Raw genomic sequence first — 18,475 nt, forward strand, 5'->3', positions numbered from 1 at the left:
CTGGATAGACTTTCAAGTACGGAAGGACGGGGTCGGCATGGGCACGGCATCCAACCTGAGCCAGTACACGGGCCGGCCCTCCGGCCTGATCGGTCAGCAGATCGCGGGCTACCGGATCGAGCGCCTGATCGGCCGCGGCGGCATGGCCGTCGTCTACTGCGCGAAGGACCTGCGCCTGGACCGTACGGTCGCCCTCAAGCTGATCGCCCCGGAGCGCGCACGCGACGACACCTTCCGGCGCCGCTTCACCCACGAATCACGGGTGGCCGCGAAGATCGACCACCCGCACATCGTGCCTATCTACGAAGCCGGCGAGACCGAGGGTGTCCTGTACATCGCCATGCGCTACGTCTCCGGCCTGGACCTGCGGGCCATGCTGGACCGCGACGGCCCGCTCCCCGCCCCGACCGCCCTGCGCATCGCCGGCCAGGTGGCATCCGCACTCGACGCGGCCCATGCGCACGAGCTGGTGCACCGGGACGTCAAGCCGGGCAACATCCTGGTCGCCGCGGGCACCGACAGCGAGCACCCCGAGCACATCTATCTCACGGACTTCGGACTGACGAAGAAGGCGCTCTCCCTGAGCGGGATCACGACCGCGGGCGAGATCGTCGGCACGCTCGACTACATGGCGCCGGAACAGATATCCGGCCGTCCGGTGGACGGCAGGTGCGACCTCTACAGCCTCGCCTGTGTCGTCTACGAATGCCTCACCGGCGGGCCGCCCTTCGTACGGGACGAGGACATGGCCCTGCTGTGGGCGCACCAGTACGACCCGGCCCCTCCCCTGACGGAGAGGATGCCGGGTCTCGCGCCCGCCGCGGACGAGGTCATGGCGAAGGCTCTGGCGAAGGTCCCCGAGGACCGCTACGGGTCCTGCCTGGAATTCGTGGCGGCCCTGCGCGCCGCCACCGGGACCGGAGTGGGAGTGGGCCCCGTGGGCGTCGACTCGCACGCCCTTACGGATCCCCGGTCGTCCGGGATCTCGAGGAACCCCGCGCCGCCACCGGAGCCGCCGGCCTGGGCCCTGCCGGTGTTCGGCGGGTCGTAGGGGTGGTGGGGCGTCACAGCCCCAGGGAGATGGCCAGACGGGTCAGCTCGGCCGTGGTGTTGATGCCCAGCTTGGCCCGGATGCGGCGGAGGTAGGCGTCGACCGTGTGCTTGGACAGCCCCATGAGGCGGGCCGTCTGCAGGTAGGTGCACCCTGCCGCGATGTGGCGCAGCGCCTCCTGCTCGCGCGGGGCCAGGGCCGGGGCCGGGGCTTCGACGTGCGACGTGGTGAGGGCGAGGCTCATGGGATTTCCTCCGACGGATCGGTCAGGTCATCTCTGCTCGCACCCTCGGAAGCAGGTGGACATCTACCGGAATGTCGGTTTATGTCCTTATCGAAAACCTTGACCGCGCCACTTCACGACGCTGTCCGTCGACTGTCACAGCCGTGTCACACGCAACGGCCGAAAGTCCTCAGAACCCGACGAGGGACTGCTCGGCCCAGATGGTCTTGCCGATGGGGGCGTGCCGGGTGCCCCAGCGCTGGGCGAGCTGGGCCACCAGCAGCAGGCCCCGCCCTCCCTCGTCGAAGATCCGGGCACGCCGCATGTGCGGGGCGGTATTGCTCGCGTCGGAGACCTCGCAGATCAGGGTGGTGCTCTCGTGGATCAGCCGGAGCTGGACGGGTGGCTCGCCGTAGCGGATGGCATTGGTGACCAGCTCGCTGACCAGCAGCTCGGTCACGAAGGAGGCCTCTTCGAGCCCCCAGGCCGTCAGCTGGTCGGTGGCGTGCCGACGGGCGTCGGCCACGACGGAGGGGTCGGAGGACAGGTCCAGGACGACCACCTTGTCGGAGTGCAGGGCCCTGGTCCGGGCGACGAGCAGGGCCACGTCGTCATCGGGGCGGTGGGTCAGCAGAGCCGCCAGTACGCGGTCGCACACCGTCTCCAGCGAGGAGGCGGGACGTACGAGGGCCGCGAACATGCTGTCCAGGGCCTCGTCCAGGTCGCGCTCGCGGGGCTGGAGCAGGCCATCGGTGTACAGGGCGAGGATGCTGCCCTCGGGCAGCTCGACCTCGACGGTCTCGAAGGGCAGTCCCCCCAGGCCCAGCGGCGGGCCGGCCGGGACGTCGAGGAGGTACACGGAGCCTTCCGGGGAGACCACGGCGGGCGGTGGGTGCCCGGCCCGGGCGACCGTGCAGCGGCGGGTCACCGGGTCGTAGACCACGTACAGGCAGGTGGTGCCGATGCCCCCGGCGGATTCCCCGGAGCCGTCCCGGTCGGCGTCGTCGGCGGACAGGTGGATGATCAGGTCGTCGAGGTGGGTGAGCAGCTCGTCGGGCGGCAGGTCGACGTCGGCCAGGGTGCGCACCGCGGTACGCAGCCGGCCCATGGTGGCGGCCGCACGGATGCCGTGGCCGACGACATCGCCCACGACCAGGGCCACGCGCGCACCGGACAGCGGGATCACGTCGAACCAGTCGCCCCCCAGACCGGCCTCCGTACCGGCGGGCAGATAGCGGGAGGCGATCTCCAACGCCGCCTGCTGGGGCAGGGTGTGCGGAAGCAGGCTGCGCTGCAGCGTCATCGTGGTGGTGTGCTCCCGGGCGGAGCGGGCGCTGTCCGGAGTGGCCCCGCCGGCGGCGTGCTCGGCGGCGACGCTCGGGACGAGCATCTGCTGCGGACCACGCTCCACTCCGGTCCTGTCGTGCGCGGCCAGGCACACGGCGCGCACCCGGCCGTCCGGGTCCCGCAGGGGCGCCAGCGAGGTCGCCCAGCCGTGCTCCGCGCCCGCACCGGTGGGGTGGACGAAGGCGTCCACGGACTGCGGCTCACCGGTCTCCAACACCAGGCGCATCTTCCGCTCGGTCTCGTCACTCACGGGATCCGGGGCGATCTCCGGCAGACGCAGGCCGCGCATCTCGGCCTCCGTGCGGGACAGCGTGCGCTCCATGCCGGCGTTCGCCTGCACCAGCCGCAGGTCGGTGTCGAATACCGCCAGGTGGCAGGGGGACTGGGCGAATGCCCATTCCTTCAGCGATGCCGACTCGGGGGAGACGTTCGTCTCCGTCTCCTCCGGCCGCTCACCAGGAGAGGTGGGAACTCGCTCCATCGCCGCTCATCTCGCCCTCGCTAGTTCTTGCCCGCTGTCCCACGGGAACCTGCACGGCCAGGGGCTCCACTGACAAGCATGATCCGGCGGACCGAGGAGCACCAACGCAGTGCGGAGCCGCCGGGTCCGCCAGGACCAGTGCGAGGACCGCGTCCCCCGCCTGCCACGCCATCGCGCGGCGCCGTCCGTCGAGTACGGGCGGCCGCAGCCCGAGGATCGCGATGCGGCGCGGAGCGGTGCCGAAGACACCGCTCCGGTCGGCCTTGACGGCGGCTTCCTTCAGCGCCCAGGCGCCGGCCATGACTTCGGCCCGGTCCGTGTCCATCAGCGCGAGCTCCTCGGGAGAGAGGGCGTGGTCCGCCACCCGGCGCACCGCGTCGGCCGAGGCGGTCTCGCACAGGTCCACTCCGACCGGCCGCGGAGCGAGGGCCGCGGCGACGTGGCCTGCGGTGTGGCTGATGGAGACGTTCAGGGCGGGCACCGGGCTGCCGCTGACGACGACGTACGGGCTGCCGTCGTCCCGGGGGAGGATCTCCACCTCGTGCGGCGGCGCGGAGACGATCGCGCCGACCAGGTGCTTGGCGAGCAGCCGGCCTGCCGTCCACTCGGCCTGCCGCCAGGCCGGCAGCGCGCGGACCACGCGCTCTTCGGCCGGCGAGAGAACCGGAGCCCGGTGGAGGTCGCGGCGCCGGGCCACGATGAGGGCGGCTCCGCCCCATCGGTGGACGCGGCCCGGCGCGATCGACGGAAACACGGTGTCCATGGCGGCGGGGGTCAGGCCGCGCGGGCCGTGTCGGCGTCCAGCTGCCGCAGCCCGCTCTCCAGCGCGGTCACGGCCTGTCGGATCTGCTCGGGCGTGTGGTCAGCGGTGAGGAAGAAGCGCAGCCGGGTCATCTTCTCGGGCACCGCCGGGTACAGGATCGGGTTGACGCTGATGCCCTGCTGGAACAGGGCCTCCGCGAGCCGCACGGTCCTCCCCGAGTCCCCGAGGATGCACGGGACGATCGGGGTGTCGTGGCTGTCCCCGGTGTCGATCCCCGCCTCGCGTGCGAGGCGCACGAACAGCGAGGCGTTCGCCGCGAGACGTGTCACCCTCTGCGGCTCGGCACGCAGCACGCGCAGGGCCGTCAGGGATGCGGCGGTGTCGGCAGGGGTCATGCCGGCGCTGTAGACGAAGCCCGGAACCGTGTAGCGCAGGTACTCGATCACCGAGCGGCTCCCGGCGACGTAGCCGCCGCAGCTCGCCAGCGCCTTCGACAGGGTGCCCGACCACAGGTCGACGGCCGAGGGCTCGACGCCGTGGTGCTCGCCGATGCCGCACCCCGTCGCGCCGATCGTTCCCAGGCTGTGCGCCTCGTCGATCATCAGCAGCGCGCCGTGCCGGCGCTTGACCTCGACGAGGGCGGGCAGGTCGGCGATGTCGCCGTCCATGCTGTACACGCCCTCGATGACGACGAGCACCCGCCGGTACTGGTGGCGGACCCGCGTGAGGAGTGCGTCGAGGGCGGCCGCGTCGTTGTGGGGGAACGGCCGACGGGTCGCTCCGGAGAGCTTGCATCCCTGCAGGATGCTGTCGTGGGCGAGGGAGTCGTGGACGACCAGGTCCCCACGTCCGACGAGGTGCCCGATCACGGTGACGTTGGTGGCGTGCCCGTTGGCCAGGGCGATCGAGGCCTCGCATCCGAGGTGGTCGGCGAGCTCCGCCTCGAGTTCCAGGTGGAGCGGACGGTTGCCGGACAGCAGCCGGCTGGCGGACACCGACGTGCCGTAGCGGGCGATCGCCTCCTGGGCCGCCTCGTTCACCCGGGGGTGCGTCGCCAGGCCCAGGTAGTTGTAACTGGAGAAGGAGACGAACTCCCGGCCGTCGATGACGGTGGTGTCCGTCATGCCGCGCTCGTGGACGAGGAAGTACGGATTGGGCAGGCCCGCCCCGTCGAGCAGGGCGAGGCGCTCCTGGTGGGCGGTGATCTCCGGGAAGCACTCGATCCGCGTGTGCTCCTCGGGCCGGGGGGTGGTGGCGGCGGAGGCCGTGTCGGACGGGCCCGGGTCCGGGGCCGGGCTCGGCTCGTCCGCCGCGGACGGCTCCACCTGCGGGTCGGCGGGCGAGGGGACCGCCGTCAGGTGGGCGCGGGCCGAGGGCTGGTCCTCGCCGTCATGCTCGGCGCGCTGTCCGGGGACTGCCGTCGGTACGGCCGCCGGTACGGCCTCGGCAGGGCTGTCTGCGATCAGCGCGGCGATCTTGGCGATGGTGGGCCGGTCGGCAACCTTCTCGTCGAACCTCCACTGCGGCCACTGCCGCTTGAGGGAGACGAACAGCTCGGTCAGCATCAGCGAGTCGAGGCCGAGGTCCTCGATCAGCAGCTGGTCGTGGCGCAGGTGATCCTCCGGGAACGCGCTGATCCGGGCCACGTGTGCGAGTACGACTTCGGTGATCTCGTCGATGTTCCCGGTCGGCGCACGCTCCTCGTCGGCCGGTGCGGGAGAAGCGGGCGACTCGACGGAGGCCTCGGTGGGGATCCGGGGGATCTCGGGGTCGGGGACGGCCGGGGAGGCGGGCACCGGTGTGGCGGGCTGCTGCTCGGGGAGCGCCTCCGTGAGGCGGCTGAGCAGCGTCGCCTGCTCCTGGACCAGCTGGAGCAGTTCGTGCATCGGGTTGGGCATCGGCTTGTTCACGGAGTCGTTCATCGGGGTCTCCTGGGTCGGTGCGGGCTGGGACGGGACGGGGGAGGTGACGGGGGAGGCAACGGAAGGGGCGGGGGTGGCGGAGGCGGCAGGGGCGTCCTTCTTCCCGGGGCGCCGGGCGGACGTCCAGTAGGACTGGGTGGCGAGCCCGGCCACCGGCAGGTCCAGCAGACGCCGCTCTCCCTCCGGAACCAGGGCGCGCGGGTCGACAGGAGCGCCCAGGACCGCGAGCCGGGCGAGGGCCAGGGCGAAGGAGCGTCCCTTGTCCGGCGTCGCCCCCGCGACCGGGATGACGTGTACGTCGCCGTGGCCGACGAGGTTGCGGCGGACCGAGGTGAGGAGCGAGTTGCCGCCGGTCACCTGCAGGAAGACGCGGGCGCCCTCGTCGTAGGCGGTGCGGACGGCATCCCCGAACCGGACCGGCGCGGACGCGTGCCGGGCCCACAGCTCGCGCAGTCGCTCGGCGTCGGTGCAGACCTCCGCGTCCACGGACGAGACGAACGGCAGGACCGGACTGCTGATGGTGCGCTCGGCGAGGTCGTCGCGCAGGGGCTCCTCGACGGAGGCCAGCCGCGGCGAGTGGAAGGAGTTGGACACCTCGAGCGTCACGGTGACGACTCCGGCCTCCGCGCAGGACTTCCGCATGGCGGCGAGCCCGTGCGGCGTACCGCTGACCACGACCTGCCGCGGCTGGTTGAAGCAGGCGAGCCACACGTCGTCGATGCCGTTCATGAGCTGACGGCAGGTCTCCGTGTCGGTCTGTACGGCGAGCATCCCGCCCCGGTCGCCGGATTCGGCCTCCCGGAGGGCCGCGCCCCGGTGGGCCAGCAGCCGGACGGCGTCCTCATCGGTGAGCGCTCCGGCGGCCGCGGCGGCGGCGAACTCTCCGACGCTGTGGCCGAAGGTGAGGTCGGGGGCGACGCCGCAGCCGGCGAGCAGACGGGTGGCGGCGATCTGGACGGTGCCGAGCAACGGCTGGCACACGTCGGTGGCGGCGAGCCGCTGCCTGAACTCCTCGGTGTCGCCGTGGGAGCTCGCGGCCTCGCCGTAGAGCAGGTCGGCGAGGTCGAAGCCGGTGTCCCGGCGGGCCACGGCGCCGAGGAGACCGGCGGTCGAGCGGAAACCGGCGAACCGCTCGTGGAGGTCCCGCATCATGCCCGGCCGCTGGCTGCCCTGCCCGGGGAAGAGGAAGGCGATGCGGCGCTGCGCTGCGGGCAGCGGGGCGTCGGCGGCGAAGGCGCCGTCACCGAGGTCGCCGGTGGCGCCGTCCTCCAGCTGCTGACGGGCGTGGCGCAGTCGCTGGGTGAACTCGCCCGTGTCGGCGGCCACGATCGCGAGCCGGGTCGCCAGCACCTCACGGGAACCCAGGGTGTGGGCCAGGGCCCCGATCGTCACGCCGGGTGCCCCGTCCACAGCGTCGAGCACGTCGCCGATCTGCCGGTCCAGCAGTTCGCGGTTGCCGGCGGAGACCATGACGAGCTGCGGTCCCGCGCCTCCCGTGCCGTCGGTGCGTGCCGAGGGGTGGCAGAGGGGCACCTCGGGCGCCTCCTCCAGGACCACGTGGACGTTCGTGCCGCCGAAGCCGAACGAGCTGACGGCGGCCCGGCGCGGCGTGCCCGGGCTCTCCCAGGGCCGTGCGGTGTGGGCGAAGCGCAGACCGGCCGCGGAAATGGGCAGGTCGGGATTGGGCTTGGTCTCCGGCTGCGGCACGATCGTGCGGTGGTGGACGACCAGGGCCGTCTTGATCAGGCCCGCGATGCCCGCCGCGGACAGGGAGTGCCCGATGAGGGCCTTGCCCGAGGAGAGGTAGCACAGGGCGGGGTCGTCGTCGGGGAACTCGGTGCGCAGCCGCCGGAGCGCCTCCAGCTCGGCCCGGTCGCCGACGGCGGTGCCGGTGCCGTGGGCCTCCAGGAAGCCCACGGCGGACGGGGGAAGCCCCGCGTCGTCATAGGCCCGGTGCATGGCGCGCAGCTGGCCTTCGGGGGTGGGGGCCAGCGGTCCCGGGGACGCCCCGTCGTTGGCCGAGCCGACGCCCTTGATCACCGCGTAGACCCGGTCGCCGTCGGCCAGCGCGTCGGCCAGCGGCCGAATGATCACCGCGCCGGCGCCCTCGCCGAGGACGAAGCCGTCGGCCTCCTCGTCGAACGGGCGGCACACCCCGGAGGCGGACAGTGCGCGGAGTTTGGAGAATCCGACCAGGCTGTCGGGGGTGAGGTTGAGGTACACGCCGCCGACGACGGCGATCCGGCAGGTGCCCTGGCGCAGCTGCGCGACGGCCTGGTCGAGGGCGACCAGCGAGCTGGAGCAGGCGGCGTCGACGGCGTAGCTGGGGCCGCCGAGGTCGAACTGCCGGCTGACGGTGCCGGCCGCCATGTTGAGCAGGCTCCCCGGCAGGGTGAAGGCGTGGATGGTGCCGAGCTGCTCCGCCTGCTCCTTGACGGCGTCGAGGCCTTCGCGGTCGTCCGCCGCGCGTGACTCCTCGGCCAGGCCGATGGCCCGGAGGGGGACCGCCATGAGGTCCTTGTAGTCGGACGCCGAGATTCCGAAGAAGACCCCGGTGTTCTCGCGGTCGAAGTCGCCGCGGCCCATGCCCGCGTCCGCGAGGGCCTCGCGGGAGACGTCGAGCATCAGCCGGTGCTGCGGGTCCATCGCCCGGGCGCGGGCGGGCGGCAGTCCGTAGTGCAGGGCGTCGAACTGGTCCACGTCGTCCAGGAAGGCGACCTGGTCGGTGTACGCGGCGTTGCGGGCCGACGGGTTGCCGGGCTCGTGGAAGATCTCGTGGTTCCAGCGCTCCCTCGGGACGGCGGAGAACTGTCGTTCGCCGCGCATCATGAGGTTCCAGTAGGAGTGGATGTCAGAGGCGCCGGGGAAGCGGCAGCCGAGTCCGGTGATGGCGATGTCGGTCATGACGAGGATTCCTTGCGGTAGTGCCCTGGGCGGATTGCACCGGGGCGGTGGGGACGGGGTGCGCGCCCCGGGGGTCAGCGGCGCGCGTGGGCGTAGGGCTGGTTGAGGTTGCGGACGGAGGTACGGGCGGGGATGCGGCCGGGTGGGCAGCGGCCCGGAGGGCGGCACCCGGCGGTGACCGGGGGAGGCCGGGGCGCCGGGGGCGCCGCCTTGGGCCGCAGCAGCCGCGGTGCCCACCAGTTCAGGTCGCCGGCCAGGCGCATAAGGGCCGGTACGAGGACGCCGCGCACGAGCGTGGCGTCGAGGAGGACGCCGACGCCGGCGCCGATCCCGAAGAACTGCAGGAGGGAGACCTGGGAGGTGCCGAAGCTCAGGAGGGTGAACGCGAGCAGGGCGCCGGCGGTCGAGACGATGCCGCCCGTGTGGGCGAGGCCCGTGACGATCGAGTCGGCGTTGTCCTCTCCGGCCTCGTGCGCCTCCTTGATGCGGGCGATGACGAACACCTCGTAGTCCACGGAGAGCCCGAAGACGATGCAGAACAGCAGCACCGGCATGGTCGTGCTGAGCGGTCCGGGCGTGAAGTCCAGCAGGTCGCGCAGATGGCCCGTCTGGAAGATCCACACCATGGCCCCGAGGACGGCCACGAGGCTCAGGGCGTTCAGCGCGATGGCCTTCAGCGGCAGGAGCAGACTGCGCGTGAAGCCGAACAGCAGCGCGAACGTGGTGAGGGTGATGACGATCAGTGCCAGCGGAATGCGGTCTCCCACCGTGTCCTTGGCGTCGACGAGCACCGCGCTCGGTCCTCCGACGAGGACGTCGCTGCCCGCCGGGGCCGGGAGGGCGCGGATGTCGTGCACGAGCTTCTGGGCGGCGCGCGACTGGGGGTCGGCCAGCGGCACCACGGAGAGCAGGCGCGGGCCGTTGTCGGCGGGCTTGGCCACCGGTCCGGCAGGGCGGGGGGCCGCGGCCTTCTTGCCGAGCCGGAAGCTGCCCTGGGGGCCCACGACCTGCGCGACCTGCGGGAGCCCGGACAGCCGGCGGGCGTAGTCCTCCTGCGCCGGCGCGGACGCCCTACCGGTGACGACGACCGTCAGCGCGCTGGAGCCCTTCATGTCGAAGGAGTCGCGCACCAGGTCCCCGGTCTGCCGGCTGGACGCGCTCACCGGCAGCGCCCGGTCGTCGGGGGTGGCGAAACCGGCGTGCGCGAACGGTGCGGCGAGCAGCACCAGCAGGCCGATCACCGGCAGCGCCGCGATCATCGGGCGGCGTACGACGATCCGCGCCAGCCCCTCCCAGAAGCGCGACCCCGAGCCCTGCTGGATCTTTCGGCGCCACGGCACGGCCCAGGCGTTCACCCGGTGGCCGAGCAGCATCAGCACGGCCGGCAGCACGGTCACGGCGCTGACCGCGGCGATGGCGACCACGGCGATGCCCGCGTAGGCGAAGGAGCGCAGGAAGTACGGAGGGAACACCAGCAGCGTGGCGAGCGCGGCGGAAACGGTCGCGGCACTGAAGACGACGGTGTGACCCGCGGTGCGCACGGTCCGTATGGCGGCGTTGCGCGGCAGGTAGCCACTGGCGAGCTCCTCACGGAACCGCGAGACGATCAGCAGCCCGTAGTCGATGCCCAGCCCCAGGCCGAGCGCGGTGGTGAGGTTCAGCGCGAAGACGGAGACGTCGGTGACGGCGCCGAGCAGGCTCAGGACCAGCAGCGTTCCGACGATGGCCAGGATCCCGATCAGCAGGGGCAGCGCGGCGGCCACCACACTGCCGAACACCAGCACCAGCAGGATCAGGGTTCCCGGCAGGACGACGGCCTCGGCCCGCTTCAGGTCGGACTCCGAGAGGTCCTGGAGCTGGGCGTCGACGAGCGCGGTGCCTCCGACGTGCACCTTCAGGGCCTTCGTGGCGGGGGCGGCCGTCGGGCCGGCCAGCCCCTTGTCCAGGTGCTTGGCCCGCTCTCCGAGCTCTTCTCCCTCACCGGCCACGTGCGCGACCAGCATGGCCGCGTGGCCGTCCCGGCTGCGCAGTTCCGCCGCGCGACCCGTCCAGTACGAGCTGACGGCGCTCACGTGCGGCTGGGCGGCGAGGAGCCGGGTCAGGTACCTGCCCGCATCCCGGGCCGCCGGGTCGTCGACGGAACCGCTACGGGCCTTGGCGACGACGACCAGGTTGGGGGACGCGCCCATCCGCTCGGCCGCCACGAGAGCGGCACGGCTGGACTCGGAGCGCGGGTCGTCGTACCCCTGCGTCTTCAGCCGGCCGGTCGCGTCCGCGCCGAACAGGGCGGACAGCACGAGGAACACCAGCGCGGCGAGCAGGACGAGTCGGGGACTTCGGGTGACGAAAACCCCTGCGCGACGGGACATGGATGCCTCGGATCCGGACGGTGGTTCGCTCCTGCTCTTCTGCAGGGCGGTGGATTTCCACCGTCCCCGGAGGAGGGCCGACGCCGTAGACCCGGCTGTTCGTTACTTGACACACCAGCGCCTTCACCCACCGTGACGGGTGGGATGCTCGGAGTGAGGTTCTGAAAGTCCCGTGCCGTGCCCATTGCGGCCGTATGGCACGGAGATAAATTTCCGGCGATCCCGGCTGGTGAGACGATCCGGGAATGAACCGAATCCCGGTTCCGCCGAATGTGGCGCAATTCCGAAGACGCGCGCCGGTGCGTTGCCCGGTTGCCTGAACTCGCCCTTGGTCACGGTCCGTTCTGCGGCCGCCGCGGCACGGGCGTTCGTCCGGTGCCGGTGAACTCCCCGCGCGGCAAGGCCTGCTGGGCCGCCGACACCTGTCGGCCCCCACGGCTGCCGCATGGCCGGAACCAGGCGTTCAGCGGGGTGCCGAAGGGGGGTCGGGTTGGAACAATATGCACCGGAAATGCACACATTGACGAACAGTCACACGTTCGTGCCCGGTGATACGATCATCGCGCTTACGAGTGGCGGATGGGCGCAAGACGACATCTCCGACCATGGGGGACAACCGGGCCTGACCTCCCGGTACGGACAGTCCGCCGGTCCGCCCGCATTGACGGAATGCGGCAGCTGGTCGTCAGTCGCCTGAAGAGAGTCTTATGACGTACTACGTACAGAACCCGGTGCTCTGGGTCCTCCTTGTCGCCGTCCTCGGCGCAGTTGCCGTCATTGTTCGCCAGCGCAAGGCGGCGCGGACTTTACAGCGGGAGATCCAGGCTCTCAGGAGCCATTACTCCGAGTTGGAGAATAGTTACGCGAAGTCCGTCGAGACGGAGAAGGAGCGGGCCCAGGACGCGACGAAATCCGTCCTCAAGTCCGCGATGCGGACGCTTCAGGGCCTCGCCGCGGAACAGCAGCTGATCATCTCCGGGCTGCAGAACAAGTACGGCGAGTCCGTCATGCTCCAGGACCTCCTGGAAATCGACCACACGAATTCGCAGTTCGGGCGGCGTGCCCAGTCCATCGCCGTGCTCTGTGACGGCTGGCTGGGCCGGCAGCGCGAGGTGGCCTCGGTCTACGACGTGGTCCGCAGCGCGCAGGGCAGGATCCGCCACTTCCGGCGGGTGGAGATCCTTTCGCAGGTCGACTTCGGTATCACCAGCCGGGCCGTCGAACCGGTGGCCTTGGCGCTCGCCGAGCTCCTCGACAACGCCACCAGCTATTCCAGCCCGGACACCGTCGTCGAGATCAACATTCGTACCGTGCCCAAGGGCATTTGCATCGTCGTCGACGATGCAGGTGTCGGCATGAACGAGGAGGAGCGGGCCAAGGCCGCGAAGCTCCTGTCGAGCGAGCGGGTCTCCGGCGTTTCGGGACTCGGCAGCCCGCCGCAATTCGGTTTCGCCGTGACCGGCGTGCTCTGTGAGCGCTTCGGCTTCGAGGCCTCCGTGGACTCCGACTCCCCGTACGGAGGCGTCCGCGCGGTACTCCTCCTGCCGCACGAACTGCTCACGGCCATGCCGGAGAGGAAGGTCCCGGCGCCGGCCGCCCCCGTGGCCGCCGCCACCCCCATGGCCCCCATGACCTCCGCGGTCTTCGGGGCCTCCGCAATGGATCCCCGCGGCCCCGAGCCCGCCGCGACCGCGTCCGCGACCGTGGACGGTCTGCCGAGGCGCCGTCGCAAGCGGCCGATGGCCATCGTGCCCGGCAACACGCCGGCCCCCCTGACGTCCACGCCGACGCGCTCCGATGAAGAAGCCGCGGCGATCATGGGGGCCTTCCAGCGTGGCACGCAGTTCGGACGGGCCACGCGCTCGGACGCGGCGGATCAGACGAGCAGCACACGTGACACACGTGATGCGAGCAGTGAAGGGCATGAGGTCTCGTGAACGACAATCTGTCATGGATGCTTGACAGCGCCTTGGAGATTCCCGGGGCGCTGCACGCGGTCCTCATATCCGCCGACGGCCTGCTCATGGCCCGGACGAAGGACTTCGACCGGGACAACGCGGACACCGTCGCCGCCGCGATGAGCGGCGTGCAGTCGCTCAGCCGCTCGCTCGGCTTCTTCGTCGAGGGCGGCCACCAGCAGTGGCGCCAGACGCTGGTCGAGTTCGACGGCGGCTGGGTCTTCCTGATCTCCGCGGGGGAGGGCGCCTACCTCGGCGTCTCGGCCTCACCGGACGTCGACATGCAGGACATCACCTTCCGGATGCAGCAGCTCGTCAGCCAGCTGGGCAAGGTCCTGATGACGCCGCCGCGTGAGAACCTCGGCGCCCGCTCATGACGGGCTTCGAGGATCTGGAGCCCGCGGCGGCCGATTTAGTACGCCCGTACGTCATCACCAAGGGACGCGGCCTGCCCGCCGAGGAGCAGCTGTCCCTCATCACCCTGGTCACCGCGACCGCGGACCACCAGCAGCGCCCGACCCGGCTCTCGCCGGAGGAGCAGGGCCTGCTGGACCTGTGCACCGTCGGCTACCTCTCGGTCGCCGAGATCGCGGGGCACACGCGGCTGCCCATGGGTGTGGTGAAGATCCTCCTCGCCTCCCTCACCGAGGGCGGCTACCTCATCACCCGGCCTCCCGTGCAGCGCGCCCCGCTGGCGGACACACAGATCCTCGAGGAGGTGCTGAATGCACTCCGCACCAAGTTTGGATGAGCAGGCGTACGTGCGCGGCGGGGCGACGAAGACCGCCGTGAAGATCCTCGTCGTCGGCCACTTCGCGGTGGGCAAGACCACCTTCATCGGCGCGATATCGGAGATCCCTCCGCTGTCCACCGAGGAGACGATGACGCGCGCCGGCGAGTCGTTCGACGACCTCGGGGGAGTCCGGGGCAAGACCACCACCACGGTGGCCATGGACTTCGGCCGGCTGACCATCAGCGACCGGGTCGTGCTGTACCTCTTCGGAACGCCCGGGCAGCAGCGCTTCGTCCAGATGTGGGAGGACATGGCACGCGGCGCGCTGGGCGCGCTGGTGCTGGTCGACCCCGAGCGGCTGGCCGACTCCTTCGCCGTGATCGACCTGATCGAGCACTACGGCCTCGATTACGCGATCGCCATCAACCGCTTCGACGGCACACCGGACCGCGAGGTGCGGGCTCTGCGTGAGGCGCTGGACCTGCTCGACGACACCCCGGTCGTCACCTGCGACGCGCGCGACGAGAAGTCGTCCGCCGACGCATTGATCACACTCGTCCGGCATCTGCTGGACCGCGCTCGCTAGGAACAGACATGGACACTCAACCCACCGCCCCCGTGCCCCCACCGGGATGCCCGGCCCACCACGACGGCGGCCGGGTGCCCCTGCACGGGCCGGAGTTCGCCGCCGACCCCCAGGCGTACTACTCCTACCTGCGCCACTTCGGCCCGACCGCGCCCGTCGAGCTCGCCCCGGGCGTGGAGGCCACCCTCGTCACCGACTACACGACGGCGCTCCAGCTGCTCCAGGACTCCGCCTCCTTCCGCAAGGACGCCCGCCGCTGGCGGGACCTCGCCGAAGGCGGGATCAGCCCGGACAGCCCGGTCGTGCCCGTGCTGGCGTACCGGCCCAACTGCATGTTCAGCGACGGGGCCGAGCACCTGCGGCTGCGCCAGGCGGTGACGGACAGCCTGGCCCGCGTCGATGTGCGCCGGCTGAGCCAGAGCACCGAGCGTGTCTCCGACTACCTCATCTCCCAGTTCGGCTCCCGGGGCTCCGCGGACCTGCTCGGCGACTACGCCAAGCAGCTGCCGTTGTTCGTGTTCAACGAACTCTTCGGCTGCCCGGCCGACATCGGCGACCGCGTGCTGTTCGGCATCACCGGCATGTTCGACGGGATCAACGCAGAGAAGGCGATGGGGGTGCTGTTCGGAGCCGTCCGTGAGCTGGTGGCGCTCAAGCGGGCCACACCGGGCGAGGACGTCACCTCGTGGCTGATGCAGCACCAGGCACGCCTGACCGACGAGGAGATGGTCCATCAGCTGGCCCTCCTGCTGGTGGCGGGCAACGAACCGCTGCGGAACCTCATCGGCAACACGCTGCACCGGCTCCTCACCCACGATGAGTACGCCCACAAGGGCGGCCTGATCGACGAGGCCATCGACGACACGCTGTGGGAGAACCCGCCCATGCAGAACCTCGCGCCGCACTATCCCGCGGCCGACATGGACTTCGCGGGGCAGAAGCTGCGGGCGGGCGACCTCGTGCTGGTCAGTTTCGCGGCCGCCAACTCCGGGCCGGCGCTGAGCGCCGCGCGGCAGTCCGGCAGCAACCGGGCCCACCTTGCGTGGAGCGCCGGCCCCCACGCCTGCCCCTCCAAGGAACCCGCTCGGCAGATCACCGTGACCGCCGTCGAGAACCTGCTCAACCGGCTTCCCGACGTCGAACTCGCCGTGCCCGAGGACAGCCTCACCTGGCGCCCCGGCCCCTTCAACCGGGGCCTTGCCACGCTGCCCGCCCGGTTCACCCCGGTCGGGACCGCACACCCGGGCGTCCTGCAGCCACACCCCGGGGCACCCGCGTCCGCCGACCAGCCGGAGGCGGGCGCGAAGCGCGAACGCTCAGGAAAGTGGAGCCAGTTCCTCAACTGGCTCACCCGGTGATCCAGCCAGTTTCGGCCAACTCCCCAGCCACCGCATGAAAGATCATCCTCGGGGGTAGTGAGGAACGCGTTGTTCCGTTGTCCTTACGAGACCAAGGAGGTGTCGTGGACCACATATCCGCCGACGCCGCTTTCATGCAACATCCCACCGAGCTGGGCCCCCTCGATACCCGCCGCACGGGGCGGGTATCTTCTTGGGCGCCCCGGCCCGCGGTGGGAGGGCGGACTGCCGCCCCGAAATCGACGGGCGCGGAAACACTGGGCGGTCATACGGCGAGACAGGTGCTGCGGCTGTGCGAGGCTGCGGGGCTGACCGGGGCCGACTCCGCGGCCTACGCGCGGACGGTGCTCGCGGCGCTCGGTCCCGTCGCCCAGCGGTCGCTCGATCTGCCGCCTCCCGACGACTCCTTCCTCTCCGACGACCACACGCCGGTGGAGTTCTCGCTCGCCCTCGTACCGGACGCGGATCCGACCCTCCGTGTGCTGCTGGAGCCGGGATGCGGTGCCGGCAGCCTGGAGGAGAACGGGCGCACCGGACTGCGGGTCGTCCGCGAGATGGCGCAACGCTGGGGATTCAGCACCCAACGGCTGGACGAGCTGGAGGACCTGTTCTTCCCGCCGAACCCCGAGGGCCCGCTGGCGCTCTGGTGCGCCCTGGAGCTGGTCCCCGGCGGAGTCCCCAGGGTCAAGGTGTACCTGAACCCCGCGGCGTCCGGGCAGGAACGTTCCGCCGCGACGGTGCGGGAGGCGCTCCGCCGGCTCGGCCACCACCAGGCGTTATCGGCACTGCCCGAGGGCGACCGACACCTGTTCTTCGCCTTGGACCTGGGCGACTGGGAGGAACCCCGGGTCAAGGTCTACCTCGCGCACCACGACCTGTCGGCCACGGAGGCGGCCGGCCTGTCCCGGGTGGGCGACGGCTCCGGAGGACCCGCGCAGGCGGAGATCAAGCGGTTCTTCCACGCGGCCGCCGGGCACGACACTGACGTGGCCGACATCGAGGCCGGGGACGGCCAGGAGCAACGGCTAGGACGCCGTCCCGTCCAGTCATGCCACGCCTTCACCGAGACGGCGACCGGCCGGCCGAGCGGCTTCACGCTCTACATCCCGGTCCGCGACTACGCCCCGCACGACGGCGAGGTCCTCGACCGGGCGGTGGCCGTCCTCGGCCGGTACGGCGTGGACCCCGCCCCGCTCGTCCGGTCCCTGGCCGCCGCCACCTCGCGGCGCCCGGAGGACGGTGTGGGGCTCATCGCCTACCTGGGGCTCGCCCACCAGCAGGGCCGCCCGCCGCGGGTGACCGCGTACATCTCCTCGGAGGCGTACGAGGTCAAGCCGCCGGCGGCCGTTCCGTCCCAGCGGCGCGCACCTGTCCGCGTCTCGGGCGCGAGCTGACACGGAAGCCGGGCACTACGCGTCCTGCAGCTCCCGCAGGTACGTGCCGACGTCGACCTGGATGGAAGCACCCGCGGTCCGCCCGTAGCGCTCCTCGATGGAGCTCAGGTATCCGCTGATCTCCTTGCGCATGACGTCTGCCGCCGGCAGGGTCGTGTCCCCGCCGATGATCCGCGCCACCCACCGCGCCTGGGCCTCCACCAGGCGCGTGATGGAGCCGTGGGGCCGGATCAGGCCGGTGAAGTACAGGCCGGCCCGGTCGGGCGGGACCACACGCTTGTACAGCTCGACCGCTTCCTGCTGCGGACCCGCCGGGCATCCGGCGGGCAGGAAGGGGAAGGCCATGCGGAATCCGGTGCAGTAGACGATCGCGTCCGCCTCCACCGAGGTTCCGTCGGTGAAGGACACGCGGCTGCCGTCCAGGGACTCGATGGCGGGCCTCGGTATCACCGCGCCGTGGCGGATCAGGCTGAGGATCTCGTCCGAGATGGTCACGGCCGAGGCGAAGATCGGGTGGTCCGGCTCGGGCAGTCCGTAGTCCGACAGCTTGCCCCGCGCCACGAGCAGCGCCTGCTCGACGAAGCGGCGCTGCTCGGGGAAGGACATCTCGCTCCACCAGGGCGCGTCGGCGATCAGGTCCACGGACGTGCCGAAGAGCTGCTTGGGCACGATGTGCAGCCCCCGCCGGATGGAGAGCACGGTCCGCGTGGCGTGCCGGGAGAGATCCGCGGCGATGTCCACCCCGGACGCCCCCATCCCCACGACGACGACGCGCTGACCGGCGAAGTCGCTGCCGGACTGGTAGTCCATCGAATGCAGAATCGTTCCCGCGAAGGAGTCGGAGCCGGGCGGCAGCGGACTCGGCAGCGCCGCCTCCGTGTTGTGGCCCGAGGCGACGACGACCTGCTCGAAGCGGCGTTCCGTCGTCTTTCCGCCCGCGTCCCTGCTGATGACCGTCCAGCCGCCGCAGCTGTCCTGTCGTACGGAGAGCACCTCGGTGCGCAGCTCGATACGGGGCAGCAGCCCGGCCCACTCGGCGAACGACCGCAGATAGGAGGCGACGTCCCCGTGCCCGGGGTACAGGGGCAGTTCGGACGACATGGGGAAGTCGGCGTAACCGGTGAGCTGTTTGGCGCTGTTCAGATGCAGCGAACGATAGGCCGGGCCACGCTCGCCGGCCCCCGGCTGACGCCAGATCCCTCCGACGTCCGGCGCCTTCTCCAGGCAGACGAAATCGATCCCCCTGGTCGCGAGGGCGTGTGCTGTCGCCAGCCCTGACAATCCCGCACCGATGACGCACACGGTCGCGGCAGTGGAAACGTCGACAGCGCCTGACCCGTCCAAGGATCCCCCTTCAGAGAAACACCAACCGGAAGCCACACGATA

The 18,475-nt window shown here is 71.3% G+C and carries 13 protein-coding genes; 7 read left to right on the top strand and 6 right to left on the bottom strand.

All coding sequences use genetic code 11. From position 1 onward, the window contains the following. Positions 1-37 precede the first annotated feature (37 nt). Positions 38-1,051, top strand: a complete 1,014-nt coding sequence (locus ACGFYU_RS03975; protein WP_393825640.1) for a serine/threonine-protein kinase — start codon at positions 38-40, stop codon at positions 1,049-1,051. 13 nt (positions 1,052-1,064) lie between these two features. Here the strand turns inward: ACGFYU_RS03975 and ACGFYU_RS03980 are convergent, their stop codons facing one another. From ACGFYU_RS03980 to ACGFYU_RS04000, 5 genes are all read right to left on the bottom strand, one after another. Next, on the bottom strand, positions 1,065-1,295 hold the full coding sequence (locus ACGFYU_RS03980) for a response regulator transcription factor (RefSeq protein WP_393825641.1): 231 nt from the start codon (positions 1,293-1,295) through the stop codon (positions 1,065-1,067). 169 nt (positions 1,296-1,464) lie between these two features. After that, positions 1,465-3,102, bottom strand: a complete 1,638-nt coding sequence (locus tag ACGFYU_RS03985) for a SpoIIE family protein phosphatase (RefSeq protein WP_393825642.1) — start codon at positions 3,100-3,102, stop codon at positions 1,465-1,467. Beyond that, a complete protein-coding gene (locus ACGFYU_RS03990; protein ID WP_393825643.1) occupies positions 3,074-3,865 on the bottom strand; it encodes a 4'-phosphopantetheinyl transferase family protein in 792 nt (263 codons plus the stop codon). The genes ACGFYU_RS03985 and ACGFYU_RS03990 overlap by 29 nt, the downstream gene beginning before the upstream one ends. 11 nt (positions 3,866-3,876) lie before the next feature. Beyond that, entirely contained in the window at positions 3,877-8,691 is a 4,815-nt protein-coding gene (locus ACGFYU_RS03995; RefSeq protein WP_393825644.1) for an aminotransferase class I/II-fold pyridoxal phosphate-dependent enzyme, read from the bottom strand. 74 nt (positions 8,692-8,765) lie between these two features. Next, the gene (locus tag ACGFYU_RS04000; protein ID WP_393825645.1) at positions 8,766-11,060 is read right to left on the bottom strand and encodes an MMPL family transporter; all 2,295 of its coding nucleotides are present in this window, start codon (positions 11,058-11,060) and stop codon (positions 8,766-8,768) included. A gap of 707 nt (positions 11,061-11,767) precedes the next feature. Between ACGFYU_RS04000 and ACGFYU_RS04005 the strand changes: the two genes are divergently transcribed. The 6 genes from ACGFYU_RS04005 to ACGFYU_RS04030 all read left to right on the top strand — a co-directional run bounded on the left by ACGFYU_RS04005 (position 11,768) and on the right by ACGFYU_RS04030 (position 17,089). Then, positions 11,768-12,997, top strand: a complete 1,230-nt coding sequence (locus tag ACGFYU_RS04005) for an ATP-binding protein (protein ID WP_393825646.1) — start codon at positions 11,768-11,770, stop codon at positions 12,995-12,997. Then, entirely contained in the window at positions 12,994-13,395 is a 402-nt protein-coding gene (locus tag ACGFYU_RS04010; protein WP_393825647.1) for a roadblock/LC7 domain-containing protein, read from the top strand. The genes ACGFYU_RS04005 and ACGFYU_RS04010 overlap by 4 nt, the downstream gene beginning before the upstream one ends. Next, positions 13,392-13,769, top strand: coding sequence for a DUF742 domain-containing protein (locus ACGFYU_RS04015; protein ID WP_393825648.1), 378 nt, complete (start codon positions 13,392-13,394; stop codon positions 13,767-13,769). The genes ACGFYU_RS04010 and ACGFYU_RS04015 overlap by 4 nt, the downstream gene beginning before the upstream one ends. After that, on the top strand, positions 13,744-14,337 hold the full coding sequence (locus ACGFYU_RS04020; protein ID WP_393825649.1) for an ATP/GTP-binding protein: 594 nt from the start codon (positions 13,744-13,746) through the stop codon (positions 14,335-14,337). The genes ACGFYU_RS04015 and ACGFYU_RS04020 overlap by 26 nt, the downstream gene beginning before the upstream one ends. A gap of 8 nt (positions 14,338-14,345) precedes the next feature. Next, positions 14,346-15,695: a cytochrome P450 gene (locus ACGFYU_RS04025; RefSeq protein WP_393825650.1), complete on the top strand. Its 1,350-nt coding sequence runs from the start codon at positions 14,346-14,348 to the stop codon at positions 15,693-15,695. 281 nt (positions 15,696-15,976) lie between these two features. Continuing rightward, positions 15,977-17,089, top strand: a complete 1,113-nt coding sequence (locus tag ACGFYU_RS04030) for a tryptophan dimethylallyltransferase family protein (RefSeq protein ID WP_393825651.1) — start codon at positions 15,977-15,979, stop codon at positions 17,087-17,089. Between the two features lie 15 nt (positions 17,090-17,104). On the opposite strand, the gene ACGFYU_RS04035 is transcribed toward ACGFYU_RS04030, so the two are convergent. After that, the gene (locus ACGFYU_RS04035) at positions 17,105-18,391 is read right to left on the bottom strand and encodes a flavin-containing monooxygenase (RefSeq protein ID WP_393825978.1); all 1,287 of its coding nucleotides are present in this window, start codon (positions 18,389-18,391) and stop codon (positions 17,105-17,107) included. Positions 18,392-18,475 lie beyond the last annotated feature (84 nt).

Origin of the sequence: Streptomyces sp. NPDC048337, from assembly GCF_043201175.1 — a bacterium.
Classification (GTDB): Bacteria; Actinomycetota; Actinomycetes; order Streptomycetales; family Streptomycetaceae; genus Streptomyces.

Excerpts from the sequence above, each read along its gene's own strand:
- ACGFYU_RS04000 (WP_393825645.1), bottom strand. The coding sequence starts at position 11,060 with ATGTCCCGTCGCGCAGGGGTTTTCGTCACCCGAAGTCCCCGACTCGTC.
- ACGFYU_RS03995 (WP_393825644.1), bottom strand. The coding sequence starts at position 8,691 with ATGACCGACATCGCCATCACCGGACTCGGCTGCCGCTTCCCCGGCGCC.
- ACGFYU_RS04025 (WP_393825650.1), top strand. The coding sequence starts at position 14,346 with ATGGACACTCAACCCACCGCCCCCGTGCCCCCACCGGGATGCCCGGCC.
- ACGFYU_RS03990 (WP_393825643.1), bottom strand. The coding sequence starts at position 3,865 with ATGGACACCGTGTTTCCGTCGATCGCGCCGGGCCGCGTCCACCGATGG.
- ACGFYU_RS03975 (WP_393825640.1), top strand. The coding sequence starts at position 38 with ATGGGCACGGCATCCAACCTGAGCCAGTACACGGGCCGGCCCTCCGGC.
- ACGFYU_RS03985 (WP_393825642.1), bottom strand. The coding sequence starts at position 3,102 with ATGGAGCGAGTTCCCACCTCTCCTGGTGAGCGGCCGGAGGAGACGGAG.
- ACGFYU_RS04015 (WP_393825648.1), top strand. The coding sequence starts at position 13,392 with ATGACGGGCTTCGAGGATCTGGAGCCCGCGGCGGCCGATTTAGTACGC.
- ACGFYU_RS04020 (WP_393825649.1), top strand. The coding sequence starts at position 13,744 with ATGCACTCCGCACCAAGTTTGGATGAGCAGGCGTACGTGCGCGGCGGG.
- ACGFYU_RS04005 (WP_393825646.1), top strand. The coding sequence starts at position 11,768 with ATGACGTACTACGTACAGAACCCGGTGCTCTGGGTCCTCCTTGTCGCC.
- ACGFYU_RS03980 (WP_393825641.1), bottom strand. The coding sequence starts at position 1,295 with ATGAGCCTCGCCCTCACCACGTCGCACGTCGAAGCCCCGGCCCCGGCC.